15 protein-coding genes are annotated in these 18,417 nt (G+C 40.9%); 2 read left to right on the top strand and 13 right to left on the bottom strand.

Going from position 1 to position 18,417, the window contains the following annotated elements:
- From PAUR_RS06480 to PAUR_RS06465, 4 genes are all read right to left on the bottom strand, one after another.
- Positions 1-327, bottom strand: coding sequence for a hypothetical protein (locus PAUR_RS06480; RefSeq protein WP_192506979.1), 327 nt, complete (start codon positions 325-327; stop codon positions 1-3).
- Between the two features lie 104 nt (positions 328-431).
- Positions 432-2,108 (bottom strand): alanine/glycine:cation symporter family protein, encoded by a 1,677-nt coding sequence (locus tag PAUR_RS06475; RefSeq protein WP_192506978.1) that lies wholly within the window; start codon positions 2,106-2,108, stop codon positions 432-434.
- Between the two features lie 68 nt (positions 2,109-2,176).
- Positions 2,177-3,304 (bottom strand): M14 family metallopeptidase, encoded by a 1,128-nt coding sequence (locus PAUR_RS06470; RefSeq protein ID WP_192506977.1) that lies wholly within the window; start codon positions 3,302-3,304, stop codon positions 2,177-2,179.
- Positions 3,305-3,490: 186 nt separating this feature from the next.
- Positions 3,491-4,936 (bottom strand): glyceraldehyde-3-phosphate dehydrogenase, encoded by a 1,446-nt coding sequence (locus tag PAUR_RS06465; RefSeq protein ID WP_192506976.1) that lies wholly within the window; start codon positions 4,934-4,936, stop codon positions 3,491-3,493.
- 144 nt (positions 4,937-5,080) lie between these two features.
- On the opposite strand from PAUR_RS06465, the gene PAUR_RS06460 reads away from it, so the two are divergent.
- Entirely contained in the window at positions 5,081-5,881 is an 801-nt protein-coding gene (locus tag PAUR_RS06460; protein ID WP_192506975.1) for a DUF2989 domain-containing protein, read from the top strand.
- A gap of 83 nt (positions 5,882-5,964) precedes the next feature.
- On the opposite strand, the gene PAUR_RS06455 is transcribed toward PAUR_RS06460, so the two are convergent.
- The 4 genes from PAUR_RS06455 to PAUR_RS06440 all read right to left on the bottom strand — a co-directional run bounded on the left by PAUR_RS06455 (position 5,965) and on the right by PAUR_RS06440 (position 12,370).
- Positions 5,965-6,549, bottom strand: coding sequence for an MlaC/ttg2D family ABC transporter substrate-binding protein (locus tag PAUR_RS06455; RefSeq protein WP_192506974.1), 585 nt, complete (start codon positions 6,547-6,549; stop codon positions 5,965-5,967).
- A 347-nt stretch (positions 6,550-6,896) separates the two neighbouring features.
- The gene (locus PAUR_RS06450; RefSeq protein WP_192506973.1) at positions 6,897-7,895 is read right to left on the bottom strand and encodes a zinc-binding dehydrogenase; all 999 of its coding nucleotides are present in this window, start codon (positions 7,893-7,895) and stop codon (positions 6,897-6,899) included.
- 112 nt (positions 7,896-8,007) lie between these two features.
- Positions 8,008-11,181: an efflux RND transporter permease subunit gene (locus PAUR_RS06445; protein WP_192506972.1), complete on the bottom strand. Its 3,174-nt coding sequence runs from the start codon at positions 11,179-11,181 to the stop codon at positions 8,008-8,010.
- A gap of 1 nt (position 11,182) precedes the next feature.
- Complete coding sequence (locus PAUR_RS06440) at positions 11,183-12,370, bottom strand: efflux RND transporter periplasmic adaptor subunit (protein ID WP_192506971.1); 1,188 nt, start codon at positions 12,368-12,370, stop codon at positions 11,183-11,185.
- A 120-nt stretch (positions 12,371-12,490) separates the two neighbouring features.
- Here PAUR_RS06440 and PAUR_RS06435 point away from each other — a divergent pair, with 120 nt between their 5' ends.
- Positions 12,491-13,462: a LysR family transcriptional regulator gene (locus PAUR_RS06435; RefSeq protein ID WP_192506970.1), complete on the top strand. Its 972-nt coding sequence runs from the start codon at positions 12,491-12,493 to the stop codon at positions 13,460-13,462.
- Here the strand turns inward: PAUR_RS06435 and PAUR_RS06430 are convergent.
- The 5 genes from PAUR_RS06430 to glk all read right to left on the bottom strand — a co-directional run bounded on the left by PAUR_RS06430 (position 13,454) and on the right by glk (position 18,136).
- A complete protein-coding gene (locus PAUR_RS06430) occupies positions 13,454-13,663 on the bottom strand; it encodes a hypothetical protein (RefSeq protein WP_192506969.1) in 210 nt (69 codons plus the stop codon). The genes PAUR_RS06435 and PAUR_RS06430 overlap by 9 nt on opposite strands.
- A 330-nt stretch (positions 13,664-13,993) precedes the next feature.
- Positions 13,994-15,598, bottom strand: coding sequence for a putative bifunctional diguanylate cyclase/phosphodiesterase (locus PAUR_RS06425; RefSeq protein WP_192506968.1), 1,605 nt, complete (start codon positions 15,596-15,598; stop codon positions 13,994-13,996).
- A gap of 118 nt (positions 15,599-15,716) precedes the next feature.
- Positions 15,717-15,956 (bottom strand): YdcH family protein, encoded by a 240-nt coding sequence (locus PAUR_RS06420; protein WP_192506967.1) that lies wholly within the window; start codon positions 15,954-15,956, stop codon positions 15,717-15,719.
- 155 nt (positions 15,957-16,111) lie between these two features.
- On the bottom strand, positions 16,112-17,122 hold the full coding sequence (locus tag PAUR_RS06415; protein ID WP_192506966.1) for a LacI family DNA-binding transcriptional regulator: 1,011 nt from the start codon (positions 17,120-17,122) through the stop codon (positions 16,112-16,114).
- A gap of 12 nt (positions 17,123-17,134) precedes the next feature.
- Entirely contained in the window at positions 17,135-18,136 is a 1,002-nt protein-coding gene (gene glk / locus PAUR_RS06410; RefSeq protein ID WP_192506965.1) for a glucokinase, read from the bottom strand.
- Positions 18,137-18,417 lie beyond the last annotated feature (281 nt).

The raw sequence follows: 18,417 nt of genomic DNA, 5'->3' as shown, positions 1-18,417 counted from the left end.
TTACTTTTTCTTTTTCAAATAAACCAAGATCACACGATTAACGAGATACCAAAAGCACCCAATGCCAATCGCCGCTTTTGTCAGTGCCATTTGAACTGTGCCAGTTGCGGGCTGCTGCCAATACAAATATAAAAATCCACCTAAGAATAAAATCAACGCCAAAAAAGAATGGTTAATAAACATTTGTTGTTTCTGAATCCGTTTAGTTGATGCTATTCGAGCCAACTGTTCTTCAGTTACATCACCTAATTGTGTTTGACAATGAGAGCAAACCATACTTTTACTCGAAATTGATTTATTACAACTAGGACATTGCACAATTGCCATAAATAACTACTCCTAATGCTACAAAAAAATGGCGCCCCTAAGGCGCCATTTTACTTGTTTTCTTAATGAATGTCTTTGTTCAATTACATTCATTCACCATGAGTTTATTTTTCTTGCGGATTTTCTTTTTTGAACTTAGTCCAATAGTCGTCAATTGACTCTTTCATCTCTTTGCGGAGTAAGAAAATACCAAACAAGTTAGGTAAGGTCATAACCACAATGGCAACTGCCGCTAACTTCCAAACAAGTGTCGTATCTGCAAATGATGCCCAGAAAAAGCCTGCGACGTAAAAGACCCGATATGGCATAACTGATTTACTACCGAGTAAGTAAATCATCGCTCGGTCACCGTAATAAGACCAAGCTATTGCGGTTGAAAATGCAAACAATAATAGGCCAATAGATACGATGTACTTACCATTTTCACCAAAAAAACCTCGCGTAAATGCTTTTGTTGTAAGCTCCGCAGAATGCACTAATGATTTACCCATGATACTGATACTATTGTCAACTGGTACACCATTTTCTACTTTCACCACACCGGTATAAACGTGACGCGGTGTAATACCAAAACGAATATCTTCACCAATAGAGCGAGAATGGATAATCGTAAAATCATTATTAACTGCGCGACCTTGAACAACGTTAATGCCGCCATTATACAACTCGACGCCATGCCCAGTGTGGCCATTTAAATATTTATACAACGCGTCTCGTTGCACAGGCTCATTTTCATCAAACTTACCTTGTACAATGGTCATTGATGAACGTTCAAAGTGCGTATCAAATTTTTCTGTCCATACGCCAGACGATAAAATAACTAATCCTGTCAAAGTACAGATCACGATGGTATCAATAAATGGCTCTAGTATAGATACCATGCCTTCCGATACCGGCTCGTCGCCTTTTGCCGATGCATGAGCGATTGGCGCTGAACCTTGCCCCGCTTCATTAGAAAATAACCCTCGGTTAACACCTCGGTTAAATGCGTAAGCGAATGAAGCACCTAAGAAACCGCCTGCCGCAGCTGAGCCTGAAAAAGCATCAACAAATACAGATGCGAATGACGGACCGATATTTTCGATGTTATATAAAATCACACCTAAAGCACCAATAATATAAACCGCAGCCATCAGTGGTACTACGCGTGATGTGATTGCCGCAATACGTTTAATGCCACCAAGAATAACTAAAGCTAACAATACAGATAGAACACCACCAGTATGCCAAGGTTCAAAACCGAACGTCGCTTCCATACCCTGAGCAATATTATTAATTTGCGGTAAACTACCTGTACCAAAAGAGCTAATAACAGTGGCGATAGCAAACAATACCGCCAACCATTTCATATTCAAACGACGGTCCATGTAGTACATTGGGCCACCAGCCATCGTACCATCATCCGTCTTCACTCGGTATTTATGAGATAAGGTCACTTCCACAAATTTTGTTGTCATGCCAAAAAAAGCGGTCATCCACATCCAAAACAATGCTGCAGGCCCACCGATTGAAATCGCAAGTGCTACCCCACCAATGTTACCCGTACCAACAGTACCAGAAAGTGCCGTTGCTAACGCTTGAAAGTGCGTGGTATCTCCTTCTTGGTCTTTTTTATCGAACTTACCTGTAACGACCTTGCAGGCGTGTTTAAAGTAACGTATTTGGGGAAATTTCAGGTAAATGGTAAAAAATAAACCAACACCTAGTAAAACGTATGGGAACCAGAAAGCTCCTCCTAATAAACCATCTAGATTATCTAGCAGTTGTCCAAATGCATCCACGACTCATCCTCATTGTTGTTATACATAAAAGGCAATTCATTGCTGAATTGCCTTTTGAAATTTTATTATTATCTTAATTTATCAACTACATTCACAATAGCTGCTAACGTATCTTGGCCAAATTGATAAGACCTTCTATCTGACCATCCATAATATGGGTCAGGTAGGTCGGCATTGTCTTTAAATGGCATTTCAATGGTATATGCCAAGGCTTTAAATGCTTCACCAACAGCACATGAAGCAACGGTCAAGTTAGCCTCACCCGGTGCATCTTTGTCATAGCCAAACTCATCTTGAAACTCCGGAGTAATTGCCAATAATGCTGATTTAAATGACTCTTCTAAGTCTTTTAAACGTGCATCATAACTTGGAATACCTTCTCCGCCAGCCACAAAGTTATATGGCAAAGCTTCATCGCCATGAATATCAAGATACAAATCTAGCCCTGACTCATGCATTTTATTCAACACATGAAATACTTCAGGTGATTTATCTAACGATGGAGTGGCCCATTCACGATTCAAATTCACGCCTTTCGCATTGGTACGTAAGTGGCCGCGAACACTGCCATCAGGGTTCATATTTGGTACAATATAAAACACAGCTTTAGATAATAGCGCAGCTGCATGCGGATCTTCATCATCTAGTAATTTATGTAGTAGACCTTCGACAAACCATTCAGCCATGGTCTCACCAGGGTGTTGACGTGCAGTGATCCAAATCACTTTCTTATCGTCGCTCGGCTCTCCCACTTTTAGCAAGCTGATATCTCGCCCATCAAGTGTTTCGCCTAGCGTCTCAATTTCACAAATATCGTGGCTTTGTGCCCAATAAACTAAATCTAAATGGCGCTCATAACTATAAGGCGCAAAATACGCAAAGAACGTATGTGAAAACTCAGGTTCAAAATCGATAATTAATGAACCATTTTCATAGGTACTTGGTACACGAAACCAAGTTTGACGGTCATAGGATGCAACCGCTTGGTAACCTTCCCATCCTTCAGGATAAGCAGATTTTTCTAAGCCGTTAATATGTAGTTTATGAGATAAAAATGGTGTGCTTTCTAAACGAAAATGAAACCATTGGAAAAAATCAGACTCATGGTCCTTATTAATTTCAAGCTGAATATCTAGCGGATCTTGTTGTGAGATCACCTTGATATTACCACTGTCAAAGTTACTAGTGATGTTCATTCTTTACCCTAAATTGAGTCTTTTTTGCAATATGTAAGATCTAAACGTCGTGTTTAACCTTACTTTGATAAATACACATCTAAAATGTTAGTTTTGTGTAACACACAACAGCAAGGGTATCATACCCATACACGTTCAAAAACTAAAAAAGCCAGCAAATGCTGGCTTTTTCGAACAAACTACAAATTAACGCGGTAAGCTTGGAAATGCAACTTCAGCCATGTCACGCATTACACGTACAACCTGACAGCTATAACCAAATTCATTGTCATACCACACATAAAGTACAGCACGATCACCATCAACAATTGTCGCTTGTGAATCAACCACACCTGCATAGCGGCTACCAACTAAGTCGGTAGATACAATTTCAGTAGACGAAGTGTAATCTATTTGATCACGTAGGTCTGAATACAATGACGTATCACGTAGGTAACCATTTAACTCATCACGATCTGTTTCTGAATTTAGATTCAAATTAATGATTGCCATCGATACATTTGGAGTAGGAACTCGGATTGCATTACCCGTTAGTTTACCTGCAAGTTCAGGTAACGCTTTAGCAACGGCTTTAGCAGCACCTGTTTCAGTAATAACCATGTTTAATGCAGCACTGCGACCACGGCGCTCTGCCTTGTGGTAATTATCAATCAAGTTTTGGTCATTTGTGTAAGAATGCACAGTTTCAACGTGACCATTTTTAATACCAAACTTATCATTGATAGCTTTTAGCACCGGTGTAATTGCATTGGTTGTACAGCTTGCTGCTGAAACAATTTTATCTTCACTTGCAATATCTTGGTTGTTTACGCCATATACTACGTTTTTAATTTCACCTTTGGCAGGTGCAGTTAACAACACTTTTGCTGCGCCTGTCGATTTAAGGTGCAACCCTAAACCATCTTCATCTTTCCAAATACCGGTATTATCTACAATTAGAGCATTTTCAATACCATATTTAGTGTAATCCACCTCATCTGGTGAATTTGCGTAGATGATTTGAATGTAATTACCATTTGCTTTAATGGCTTTCTTTTCATGATCGACTGTAATAGATCCGTTGAACGGACCGTGGATTGAATCACGGCGTAATAAACTTGCACGTTTTTCTAAGTCACCGTCTCGGCCACCACGAACAACAATTGCACGAAGGCGTAAATCAGCGTGAGAGCCGCCACGTTCAATCAATAAGCGCGCCAATAAACGACCAATGCGACCAAAACCATATAAAACCACATCTCTTGGTTTCTGGCCATCGCCTTTATTTAATAATTCAGACAGTTCAGCATTAAGATACTCTTCGATTGAACGGCCTTCGCCTGCATTCTTGTAAATATATGCATAAGCTAATTTACCAAGATCAATGCGAGCTGGTGCGAGGTCCATTTTGCTAATCGCTTCTAAGAACGGGAAGCTTTCACGTAAACGCAATTTACTTTCTTCAAAGCGTGCCACTGTTTTATGTGCTTTAATTACATCAATAACACTGGTATTTACAAGAGGACGACCATAGATGGCGATTTCAATACCTGAATTACGGTATAAACGGCCAATAATTGGCTGCATGTTTTCTGCGTAATCTTGGCGTTCTTGCCAACTATTTTGATATTCTTGCTCGTGAGATAAGGTCATTTTTTTCTGCCTAATAAACAATTTTTTGAACGGATAGCCCTTCTGGGCAACGGTATTCTAATTTAAACTGCTATGATTCTCCACTGTTACCGATTAAATCATTGCGTTAAAATGGTAAATATAAGAAGAAAGAGAGAAACGAAAATGGTATTAAGACAATCCCTTGTCTTATCAACACTGCTACTTGTGGCTTGTGATCAGCCACTTACATTGAGTCGTGTTTGTAAAGAAACACCTGGCTTTTGTACCGATTTAAATAAAGATAGCCATTGTAAAGACCAGCGTGCTGAAGTAACAATTGCCCGATATATAGAATACAAAGACCCTACAGATGATAACGCGTATCAATTATTAAAGTTATTTGAAAAGTATGATGAGTGTGTTTCTTTGGCTGCTAAGATTGAACATATTAAATTAAAAGAAAAGACAACGTCACGTGTTGAAGGACACCTTACGAGCCTAAAAGAAATGAATCGAATTTACCAAGATTCTCTTGATACGACACACCCTGGATTACTTTACTACCACTGGTCTCGCAACAATAATCAAACAGCGATGAATAAACTACTCAAAATGGAAGACTCACCAAAAGTCACCTCGGATCCAGAAATTCAATTATTCTTAGCCTCGTATTATGCAAAGTTTGATGACGAAAAAACCATTAACTTGCTTTATAGAGTACTTGAGCTCAATAAAGAAGGTGAAAAACCGAATATTGAAGTGTATACCTCCCTTACTAGCCTATTCTTCAAACAAAGAAAGTTTAAGCATGCGTATATATTTTCTAAAGTTGCTTTGATGTCAGGGTTTGAAGACATCGATATATTACCGGTTACACATCAAATCACCAGTAGAGGTCAGTCTCTTGCGCCACTTGATGACTTAGCAGCTGAAACATTTAATAATATCCAAGATGGTACATTTGTTTCACCAAGGGAGTTTTAATCACTCACAGCTTAAATACAAAAAAAGAGCGCTCCCAAACGGGCCGCTCTTTAGCTTTAACTTTAAGTCGGAAAGTTAAATTTTTACACTTTACTTTTTAACTCATTGGTCACTGTCGCTAACCCAACTTGCGATATTCTTCCTGTGATTTCTTTTTGTTTTGCACTCAATAAAGAAATGCCTTCTGCAACCATGTCATACACTTTCCAAGAGCCATCTTTACTTTGCCTAAACTTGAAATGCATATCAATATCTGGACCAGCTTGTTCTTTAATCAATACTTTCACAGTTGCAAAGTCACTCTCTTTACTCAGTGGCAACTCTTCAAATATGACTTCTTGCCCTTTGTATTGCAACAAAGCCGATGCATAAGTGCTAACCAAATAATTATCAACGGCAGAAATAAATTCAACCGCCTCTGCGCGCTTAAGCCCTTTAATATGTTTACCTAATAGTTTGAACGAAACAAATTTAACATCAATGTGAGGCATCAACCGACTACGAACAATGTTTTTCATGGTGCTGCTGTCTGCATTTCCATCCGCATTCACATGCTTTATATCTGCAAACATTTTGTCGCCAACTTGATTTATCAACTGAAATGGCGATTCAGCGGCAAAGCTAAATGTAGAAAAAAGAAATAAAGTGGCAACTAGTAATTTGTTCATAAGTAACATCCTCAATGTTCAATAGTGCTATGTTACGTAAAAACATCATGCTATAGAAGATACAATAAAGCACATATTTGATGCCCTTGTGGCACCAATTAAATTTAAAGGTCGTAACATATTCCGATAACACGTATTTTATCTAATTATTGACAAAATAAATGTGAGAATTTGTAAGGAATATTGAAGAAATGTGTCAAGAATAAAAATAAAAAATTAGATTAAATTCAGTTAGATACTGAATATTGCATCCATCAAAATAACAGAAGACGTAATTGCACGCTTTAGACCCGCAGATGTAAGCACACAACTGTACTTTATGTGCTTATATTTCAAGATGATACTACCTATGCGACTTTAACAACTTGATAAAAGTGGCTAGTACCTGTCATACGTGCAGACAACGCAGAATGAATATTCTCAGCATCAAATGCAATAATTTCTTTTTCAGATAAACACAGTTGCTCTTGCTGTAAATAATCAGTCAAAACATTACCCAAAAATGACATCCGTTGCTGAGCACAAATACTTTTTGCCAACCACGCACCAGGCAGAGAAACTATGCCAATATTTGGGGCTTTCATAAAGAGCAATGACTCATCAAGCTTAGCCAGCCCTGACACACAACTTATGCGGCCACAAAATTGCAACAGTTCAAGCAATTTATTGGTATTTTGACCTGATAAGTCAATGATCCCTTGAACATTATCAACACCAAAGTACTGCTGGATCTTCTCTGCAATATCATTTTCTTTATCATCAATGACCAGTTCTGCTCCGAGTTTTTTCAAGGCCGTTTTACACTGTTTAGGCGACGTTGTGACAACTGTTAACCCTTGCTGTTTGGCCATTTGTATCGCCAACTGTCCAACACATGTATTTCCAGCTTCAATAAACACCGTATCGCCCTCATTTAATTGCAGCTTGTAGAGGGCAATAAGGGCGGTCATACCCGGAGTTGGTAAACTAGCTGCAACTGCTGGGTTAATGTCCGGCGGTAATACAGTCAATGCAAAATTAGGCACTTTTACATATTCACTTAGTACCCCTTCACTGGCTATATCGTTATGCCACATGACCCTAGTGCCAACTTCTGGATGCACACCTTTGGGCCCAGCAACAACAGTACCAACCGCATCTAACCCAAACACTCGAGGGTACTGCCAACAAGGTGTGCCTTGTTGAGCAAACTTGGCATCCAAACCATTTAAACCGACATACTCGATTTTCACCAGTACTTCTTGGTCGCAACACACAGGCATAGGTATCTGTGCGTTCTCCAATTTAAAGTCCGGACCAACCTCGGTCAATAAAATTGCTTTCATTTTGTTTGGAAAATCAACCATAACTCTCTCAGCTTTAATACATTACGTAATGACTTATGGCGTCCGTGCCGACTCACTATCATGAGCCAATATTGTGTCAATTATTAGAACATTCTATTAAGGTTGTCTCAACCTAAACTTTACAAGAGGCTGCCGCTTGCTGCTCTTGCTCGACCGCTTTGGGGCTTCTACGATTTACAAGCATATAGAATACGGGCGTGAATAATAGTCCAAATACCGTCACACCTATCATACCAAAGAATACCGCAATCCCCATTGCATGGCGCATTTCAGCACCGGCGCCGGATGCCATCACTAATGGGATAACCCCAGCGGTAAACGAAATCGAAGTCATCAAAATTGGCCTTAATCGTAAACGGCATGCTTCGATAATGGCCTCAAAATAACTCTGTCCTGCATCATTCTGCTCTTTTGCAAACTCCACCATAAGAATGGCATTTTTACACGCTAACGCGACCAGTACGATTAATGCAATTTGAGTGAAAATATTATTGTCTCCACCAATCCACCACACTCCAAGCAATGCAGAGAAAATAGTCATAGGGACAATTAGTATAATTGCCAACGGTAAGCGTAAACTTTCATATTGTGCCGCAAGAACCATAAACACTAACAGTACAACCAGTGGAAATATGTACATCATAGTATTACCCGCTAATATTTGCTGATAAGTCACGTCTGTCCACTCAAAAGCCATACCTGTTGGTAAATGTTTTGCAAGTATTGCTTCCATTGCTTGCTGTGCTTGATCTGAACTAAAACCGGGTGCGGGGCTACCATTTAACTCAGCACTTGGATAGCCATTATAATGCATCACTCGATCCGGTCCTGTCGTCGGCGTCACCGTTAGCACAGACCCCAATGGCACCATATCGCCTCTGGCATTTCGTACTTTTAAGTCCAATATTTGTTTCGGGTCTAAACGATGTTCCGCTTGTGCTTGTGCCGTTACCTGATATGTCCTGCCAAACAAATTAAAGTCATTAACATAGAGCGAGCCCATATAAACTTGCAAGGCTTGAAACACTTCCGATAAAGGGATCCCTTGAATTAAGGCCTGTTCGCGGTCTATGTCAATATCCATTTGTGGCACTTGTATTCTAAAACTTGAAAATAAGCCCGTTAACGCAGGGTCTTTTCGTGCTTCATTGGTCACTGTATTCAATGCCGCGAATAATGCCTCAAAACCTTTGTTGTCACGATCTTCTATTTGTAGCTTAAATCCACCCGTAGTACCTAGCCCTTGAATGGGTGGCGGTGGGAATACAGCCACGAACGCCGCATCAATTGCCGTAAAGCGTTTATTTAGTTCCATGGCAATTGCCATCGCCGACTGGCTTGGATCTGTTCGATCTTCAAATGGTTCCAATGGCGTAAATACAATGCCTGCATTTGGGCTATTCGTAAAACCATTCACAGATAGGCCAGGGAAAGAAACGGTATTTGCAACACCTGGCACTTGCAGTGCGATTTGTTCCATTTGCTTCACAACGTCTTCGGTACGATCTAAGCTCGCCGCATCCGGTAATTGTGCAATGGCCACCAAATACTGTTTGTCTTGTGCCGGAATAAAGCCGCCAGGCACCATATCAAAGAGCTTTACCGTTGAACCCAGTAGTGCAATATAAACCACTGCAATAACAGCCGACATCCTAATCAACTTTTTGACAAGTTTTTCATACCCTGCACTGCTTTTATCAAAAAACCGGTTAAATGGATTAAATAGCCACTTAGCGAACAATGTGTTCAATACTCTGGTCAAAAAGTCTGGTTTACTGCCATGAGGCTTTAATAACATCGCAGACAAAGCGGGTGATAATGTCAAAGAGTTAATTGCAGAAATAATCGTCGAAATAGTAATGGTTAGTGCAAATTGCTTATAAAATTGCCCCGACAAACCGGTAATAAACGCAGTAGGAATAAACACAGCACATAAGACGAGCGCAATCGCAATAATAGGGCCTGTTACTTCATTCATAGCGACTTTCGTAGCTTCAACCGGGCTCAGCCCTTTCGCAATATTACGTTCAACATTTTCCACAACCACTATCGCATCATCCACCACAATACCAATGGCGAGTACGAGCCCAAACAGTGATAAGGTGTTTATAGACACTCCTAGCCATTGCATAACCGCAAATGTGCCAACCAAAGATACGGGTACAGCTATAAGCGGAATAATAGATGCACGCCATGTTTGCAAAAATAAAATCACAACTAAAACAACCAATACAATCGCTTCCAGCAATGTCGCAATTACCGCATCAATTGAGCCTCTTACAAATACAGTTGGATCATAGACGATGTCATATTCAACACCCTCAGGAAAAGAGTGACTCAGCCTTTTCATTGTCTCTCGAACCTGATCTGATAACTCGATTGCATTCGAACCCGGTCTTTGAAATATAGGCATTGCTAATGCTGGCTGTCCGTTCAACATTGCCCGAAGTGCATATGAATTCTGACCTAGTTCAATTCGTGCCACATCGCCTAGACGTGTCAATGCGCCATTACTGCCAACTTTGATAACAACTTTATTAAATTCTTCAATACTACTTAAGCGACCTTTGACATTAAGTAATACCTGAAATTGAGCTTCATTCGCTGTCGGCTGAGCACCTAAACTACCCGCAGCAACCTGTTGGTTTTGCGCTCGAAGCGCACTTACGACATCCATCGCAGTAAGTTGGTTCGCGGCCAATGCATCTGGATCCAACCAAACACGCATCGCGTACTTACCACCACCAAATAATTGTACGTCCCCCACACCTGGAAGACGGGCGATTTGGTCTTTTACGTATAAATCGGCATAGTTTGATAAATAAGCAGTATCATGGGTCTTTTCTGGTGAAAACAAATGGACCACCATAGTAAGATCTGGTGATGCCTTTTCAGCAACGACACCTAAGCGTTGAACTTCCTGAGGCAAACGTGGCAATGCGCTATTTACTCTGTTCTGAACTTGTACTTGCGCTCTATCCAGATCAGTACCTAATGCAAACGTCACGGTCAATGTCATACGTCCATCACTGGTCGCCTGTGAAAACATATACAGCATATTTTCAGTACCATTGATCTCTTGCTCTAAAGGTGTGGCGACGGTTTCAGCAATGACTTTAGGGTTCGCACCTGGGTAATTTGCAGTTACTACAACCGTCGGTGGCACCACCTCTGGGTACTCACTCACCGGCAATTGAAACAAGCTAATTGCACCCGCTATGAGGATCACCAGTGACAGCATGGCTGCAAAAATAGGTCGCTTTATAAAAAAGTGAGAAAACGACATACTACTCTCCTCGCTGCATTGTTAACGCTGGCAACACGCGCTGGGTATTACCTAATACGAGTAATTGATCTTTTGTGCTAATTTCTACTATCTTTGGAGAGATTGGCATGCCCGGCCCAACTCGCGCAGGCCCATTGACTGCAATTTTATCACCCACTTGTAAGCCCGAAATAATGGCACGCAATGTTCCGTATCTTTCACCTAGCGTCACTAAGCGATATTGCAAAACATCGTTTTCATCGGTTACCAGTACAAATCGGTTTTTCAGATCAGTACCAATTGACTTTTCGGGCACCAATACTTGTTCTTTAATATCACTTGTTGCGAGACGAATACGTGCAAATGCTCCCGGTTTTAAATGTGACTCAGCATCAAAAATGGCGCGTACTCTTAATGTACCTGTTTGCTCGTTGATCCGATTATCAACAAAATCAATCACACCTTGGTGAGCAAAACTTTGCTGGGCCGTTAGCTGCATTAATACGGGCGTTTGTTTATCACCTTTTAAGGTTGCGAAAGCATTTTGCCAAGTCCGCTCATTGATATCAAAATACGCATATAAGTGAGAATCAGATACAATGTGAGTCAATTCACTTTGCCCCGCCTGTACTGTATTTCCTGTTGTGATCTCTGCGCGAGAAACCACCCCATCTATCGGCGCTATAACCTGTGTAAATGTTAAGTCTAGCTGTGCAGCATCTAACTTTGCTTGTGTCGCAAACACATCCGCTTGACGTTGCGCTAAAACAGAACGACGACTTTCAAGTTCTTCTTGTGCGATTGAGTTGCTCTTAGACAGCCGCTCCGCACGTTTAGACTCATTTTTTGCCTGTTGTAATACCGCATTTGCACTGGCTAACTGCGCAGTCAGTTCTGCAACTTTTGTTTTGAAAGGTCTTTGGTCTAAAGTGAATAGCGTGTCTCCCGCGCTGACCTTCTGCCCTTCTCGAAAATTAACCGAGTCAACAACCCCAGAAACCCGAGGTCGCAAGCTTACCGATTCAACCGCCTCTAGTCGGCTGGTATACGTAAACCAAGATTGCACGGGGTAACTTTGTACTTGTGCAATATCAATCGGCTGCTTAAACATTTGTGTTGCAGGTGCTTTAGTTTCTGCATGCGTTTCCGTACAACCTGATAGATATGCCAAACCGGCAAGAATTGATAGTACAAGTAGTGGTTTTTTCATCTTTAGACCTCCAAATCATAATACGGCACAGTGTAACGGTCATATAAAAGACAAAAAAGCATCGATTTTTAAACTCTTTAGTGCCAAAATAACACCAATAGTCATTACAAAGAGAAGATAATGGATATCGGCACACGATTACTCATGTTTTTAGACGTCGTAGAACGAGGTTCATTTGCCAAGGCGGCGCAGATACGAAATATAGATCGCTCCGTGATATCAAAACAAATTGGTCGATTAGAAGATGAGCTGAGCGTCCGCTTGCTCAATAGAACCACGCGTTCTTTTTCGTTAACCGCAGCCGGCGCTGAAATGGTAAAAAAAGCACAAGAATTGAGAAAGCTTCTGAGTGAAACCCAGTTACTTGCCGAAAATTATCATACAGAGCCTAAAGGTTTACTGCGCATAACCAGCTCAACTATCGTTGGTCGACGGTATGTGCAGCCCGTGATCAATGAATTTCAAAAACGCTTCCCACAAGTTGAAGTTGAGTTGCGCTTAGAAGACCGACTCGTTGATATTGTTGGAGAAGGTTTTGACCTTGCATTTCGAGTCGGTGAGCCCAAAGATTCTTCGCTCATCGCCAGAAAAATAGCGCGAAACCGACTCGTCATGCTCGCAACCCCCCAATTTCTCGCAACATATGGTACTCCTAAGCACATCGATGAACTTACCGAGTTACCTGCGGCAACATATGCAAGTGAAGGCCTACGCTTTACTGGTGTTAGTTACTTTGACGTAGATGACAATGCGAAGGAAATGCCAATTAAGAGCGTGTTTCGTTCAAATGATGGAGATCTCATTCTGTTAAAAGTGCTTTCTGACACCGCATTTTGCGTGGTTCCTGCATTTTTAGTTGATCAAGAAGTTAAACGCGGTGAGCTCGTGCCCTTTTTAACCGATGTTAAACTCATGGATTACAGTGCGATGTACGCGGTCTATCCACATCGGGATCTGCCTGTTAGGACTCGGCTTTTTTTCGATGCTATCAGAGAATATATTGGTAAAGATACGCCAATTTGGGAAAACAATATACCGAATTACTCTGCAATGTATGGTTTTGAATCACCAAAGGCAAGGCCACTATTTTGATAAAAGTGACATCAACCAATGCCACCAAGAGAGATTATTTGGCTGTTTCTTAATTGGATGGTATTTATGCAACTTAGCTCGACGCTCTGCCGCAATGTTTGCCACTATCGTAAAGCGTGCTCGCTGCGATGTGTTCATCTCAGTAATATCGGTATTGCTCTTTGACTGTGTTCGACGACTTGGTTTTACAGAACTGCACATTGGACTAAACCCAGATTTAATAACGCTTACTCAATAGACCGAGCCACATCATAAAACTGTTCATTTTAGGGGCTGTTGATCTTTCAGGTTCACTTTTGCAGCAGTTTGATTGGATTTTATACAAGGCAGAGGCTGCGTAGCATGGTTCTTCCATGTGAGTCTGCCAATAACATAGTAGAAAAGCCAATCAAGCGCTGCCTACCGGTTCTTTTGAGCACCCCTTTCTCTTTGTTGCTTAATATTCGCTTAGATTACTAGGCCACATATTAAGCGCCGCGATAAAAGCATGCTCAAAGAGAACAAAAATAGAACAGCAAAGATCAACAACCCCTAATACTTACGTAGCGCAGATTTCACCATACCTGATGACTCAATCCATTTGATACACGCAGCTAAGGGCAACGCTTCGCTAATTTTAAACCCCTGAAAGTAATCACACTCTAACGTAATTAAATAATCAATCACGCTATCACTATCGACCCCTTCAGCCACCACACTGCAGCCCAAACGCTTCGCTAAGAATACTGCCGTTTCCACAATCACTTTGTCTTTTTCATTGTTAATGCAATCATCAATAAATGCACGGTCAATTTTTATTTGCGCGATTGACAACTCTTTCAACAGCGAGAAGGAGGAAAACCCAGTACCAAAATCATCAATACTCACTGAAAAACCCATTTCAATCAGAATTTCGACTAGCTCATTAGCCTGATCCAAATCAGTCATCATCATGCTTTCAGTTAGCTCAAACATAATATGCTGTGCACTTTTTTGAGAATGATTAACCTGAGCTGCGAGTAAATTCACCAGATCTTTGCCTATGAAATCTTGACTCGATAAGTTGACATGTACAATTAGATTAGGCTCCGCTTGCAGCAATTGTGGTAAATCTTGAAAAACATGGCTGATCACAAATAAACTGACTTGTCGGATCATGTTATTATTTTCAGCAATAGCAATAAAACTTTCTGGCATTATCACAGAGCCATCTTGTTGCGGCCACCTTAGTAACGCTTCTACTCCATGAATTTCACCTGATTTTGCTGAAACAATTGGCTGATAGTAAACCGTCAACTCCCCCCCATTTAACGCTGTTTTTAAACGGCTAATTAAATGAAACTCATCATCAGAGTCTTTGTGAAAGTGCGCATCAAAAATGACTAAACTTTGTTTTGTGCGTTTTGCGCTATACATGGCGATATCAGCTTGCTTAAGTAAGGTAACAGCATCTTTGGGCTGCTGCCTGTCATAGGCACTTGTGCCTGCACTATAGTGAATATCCACACTGAGCTCGTCTACAATTAATGGTGCATGCAGTTCGCTCAATAAGGCGTTATTTTGCGCATAAATATTTGTTTCTTGACGCCCTTGAATCACAATTACAAACTCATCTCCTCCCATTCTATAAATAGAATTATGTGGCAATAGTGCACGAGTAAAACGTTCAGCCAGCCCTATCAGGACTTTATCACCGAACGCATGGCCAATTGCATCATTCATTTGTTTGAAGTTATTTAAATCTATGAGCATCAATGCAAAATCCATATCTGCACTTTGCAGATCGGCTATTTTTACCATGCACCTTTGTCGATTCTCTAGACGCGTTAGATAGTCATGATGAGCGTTAAAACGTTCTTTTTCTATTATGTGAGCCAGCTCTTGTAAACTCTCTTGCGACATACCATTAATAATAATGACAAAGACAGCCCCGAAGAACAAAATAAATGAAATGCCAACATCAAGCATATTCGCTTGGCTTTGCTGCAACAGATAAGCAGAAAAAATGATATAACCAAGAATAAAAAATAAGATCAGACCTAATAATACTCGCCATCCTATCCGAGATGAAATCTGACAAATTTTTACTGCTGACTTTAATGAAAAACACAGGCCTAACGCACCAAATAATACTAGAAATAATGCAAGTAAATTCACCTAAGCATACCTATGCAACAAATATGCTTTGAGTATAGTTTATTATTGCTAACCTGCTGGAACATAGGTTATCGAGGCTTCAATGTAAGACGCCCCGATTCAGTTCTGTGCAGCCCTGCTAGCTATTTCGCAAAATATGATATAGCTGATCTTTAAGTTGCAAGCGCTGTTTTTTTAACGATTCGAGATAGGCATCTGAGGTATTTTCAACCCCATCTTCAATACGAATAACCGCATGGTCAATTTCATGATAATCATCAAATAAACGTGAAAAGTGACGATCATTCATTTTCAAATGGTGAATTTTATCTTTGAACTCTGGCAACTCTTTAGCCAGACTATGACGCTCTATATTCATATTGATTTCCTATTCTTACGTTGAGTTCATACCAGTTATTATCCACTGGCTACTGAATTAATATTACGTAAAGAGCAGGATCAGTCTTTGATCTAAGACATAAGAAAGGCCCGAAATTACCTTCGAGCCGATAAGAAAGCAATTTTGAAAAAGCGTTACGGCTTTGCCGTTGATTCTCTCGTGATCAGCTTTGCTTCAAGTGTTGTTTGCAATACGCCAACGTCTGCGCCACCTATTTGGTTGATTAAGAGCTCAACCGCCTGACGCGTCATTTCTTCCACGGGTTGAGCAATGGTTGTTAAACCCGGCCAAATATGGCGTGCAATAGGGGCATTATCAAAACCTGCGATAGAAATATCCTCTGGCACTTTAAGATGGCGCTGTGTAGCCAACTTAAGTACCGCAGCCGCCATATAATCGTTGGAGGCAAACACCGCACTCGGGCGAGGTGTTATATCTAATATAGCCTTTGCACTATCAGCACCAGAGTGATAACTAAAATTACCTTCTGCCACCAATGCATTGTTGAATGCAATGTTATGGGTTGAAAGCGCGCGTTGATAACCTGAAAAGCGCTGTTCGGTCGCACTATGATCTGGGTGTCCTTTTATAAAGGCAATATTAGAATGACCTAATTCTATTAAGTGTTCTGTAATTTCAAACGCACCTTGTTCATCATTACTGCGTACCGATATTGACTCATCGTCTTCAATTGCAGACGCGACACGTGCATAATTCACATTCTTACGTTTTAGAAATTCAATCAATTCAACTGAGTCTGAAAAAGGCGGGGTTAATACTAAACCATCAAGTCGTGATGTAGTCAGTAGATTTTCAATATTTGCGATGAGCGCACCCCCGCGTAGCTCACAAGGGTGTATCAACAAATTATAATTATGTTTGTGGCACGCTTCCAATGCACCACTTTGCACCCGGGTAATATAACTCTTACTCGGGTTATCGTATAAGCAACCAATAATAAAGCTACGATTACGGGCCAATCCCCTTGCGATAGGGTTCGGTGTATAATCCAGCTCCTTAAATACCTTAAGGACTTTTTCTCGCGTTGCAGGGCTTACATTTGGTTCATTATTTAGCACACGAGAAACCGTTTTCTTTGATACTCCTGCGTACGTAGCAACACTATTAATGGTAACTTTTTTCATTCAGTCCAAACCCTAACCTTGGCTACGCTCATGAATGCATGCTGCTGCACCTATGAGTGGTATATTGTCTTGTACAACCAATGTCACCGGTATTTGCCCGGCATACTGCGACATTAACCCTTTTTCAGTAAATCGTTCTACAAACCGACTTGATAATAAGCGATCTGACATTCTAGGTAAAATCCCTCCCCCTATGAACACGCCCCCCAATGCACCAAACGTCAAAGCTAAGTCACCTGCCACACTGCCTATCCAATCACAAAAGTGATTCAAGGTTGCATCGCACACTTCGCACTCTGACGCTTTGTCACTGACTTGCGCTGCGGTTAAGTTTAAAGGTGTTATGCCTTTAACCTTTGCCATTGTTCGATATAGACGCGCTAAGCCGCGGCCAGAAAAGACATCCTCAATGGAGATATGCTGCAACTCTGAGCGCATTTCATTGACCAATGCTCTATCTAAATCCGTCACCGGTGCCAGCGAAATATGCCCAGCTTCACAGCTCATAACAGCACACCCATTAATATCTCTCACCAAACAGGCAGCACCAAAGCCGGTCCCCGGACCCATAACGGCTATATTCGCAGTTTGTTCAGCTTGACCCGACTTTATGGTGATATTTTTATTTGGATCTAAATAGGGGGCTGCATAAGCAAATGCCGCAAAATCATTAATAACAGACAGTTCGTCAAAGCGCATGGTATCTTTGAGCTCTTGGCTATTAAAATGCCAACCTAAATTGGTCAAATAGACTTGATTTGCTTTGATAGGGCCTGCAACAGCTAAACATGCTCGTTTGGGGGTTTCAATGCTTAATTGCGCTAAATAGCAATCTAACGCAGCCTCAAACGATTGAAACTGTGCACTTGGAAAAGTGGCCTGATGAGAAATCGTAAATTGGTAAGTATCGCAGTTGTACTGTGTGATAACGGCAAAACGCGCGTTTGTTCCCCCAATATCAGCAACGATGATAGGGTCAAACTTATTCACCTGAATGTGTGTTGTCTGGCTCATGCTGTTTTCTCTTTTGTCATTGCGCTTATCACGCTTTGTTATTATGCATAGAGCTATCACTCCCCTGCACTTTATTCCATTCGTCAATCAGTTAATTTTGCACGTTAACTGACGTAAAAAAATGCTGCCCACATAAAATGGACAGCGAATACGTTTTGACAACAAAATGATAAAACGCCCTCATTATGACACCGGTGTCACATTTCATCAATAAAAATTTAGTAGAATAACGAAATTGGTTGAAATATTTATGTAAACCCTGACAATGTTCAGGTTACATT

The sequence above is a fragment of the Pseudoalteromonas aurantia 208 genome, from assembly GCF_014858725.1.
Classification (GTDB): Bacteria; Pseudomonadota; Gammaproteobacteria; order Enterobacterales; family Alteromonadaceae; genus Pseudoalteromonas; species Pseudoalteromonas aurantia.
The sequence above is the reverse complement of the archived record's forward strand: the minus strand, read 5'-3'. Positions and strand labels throughout refer to the sequence as shown.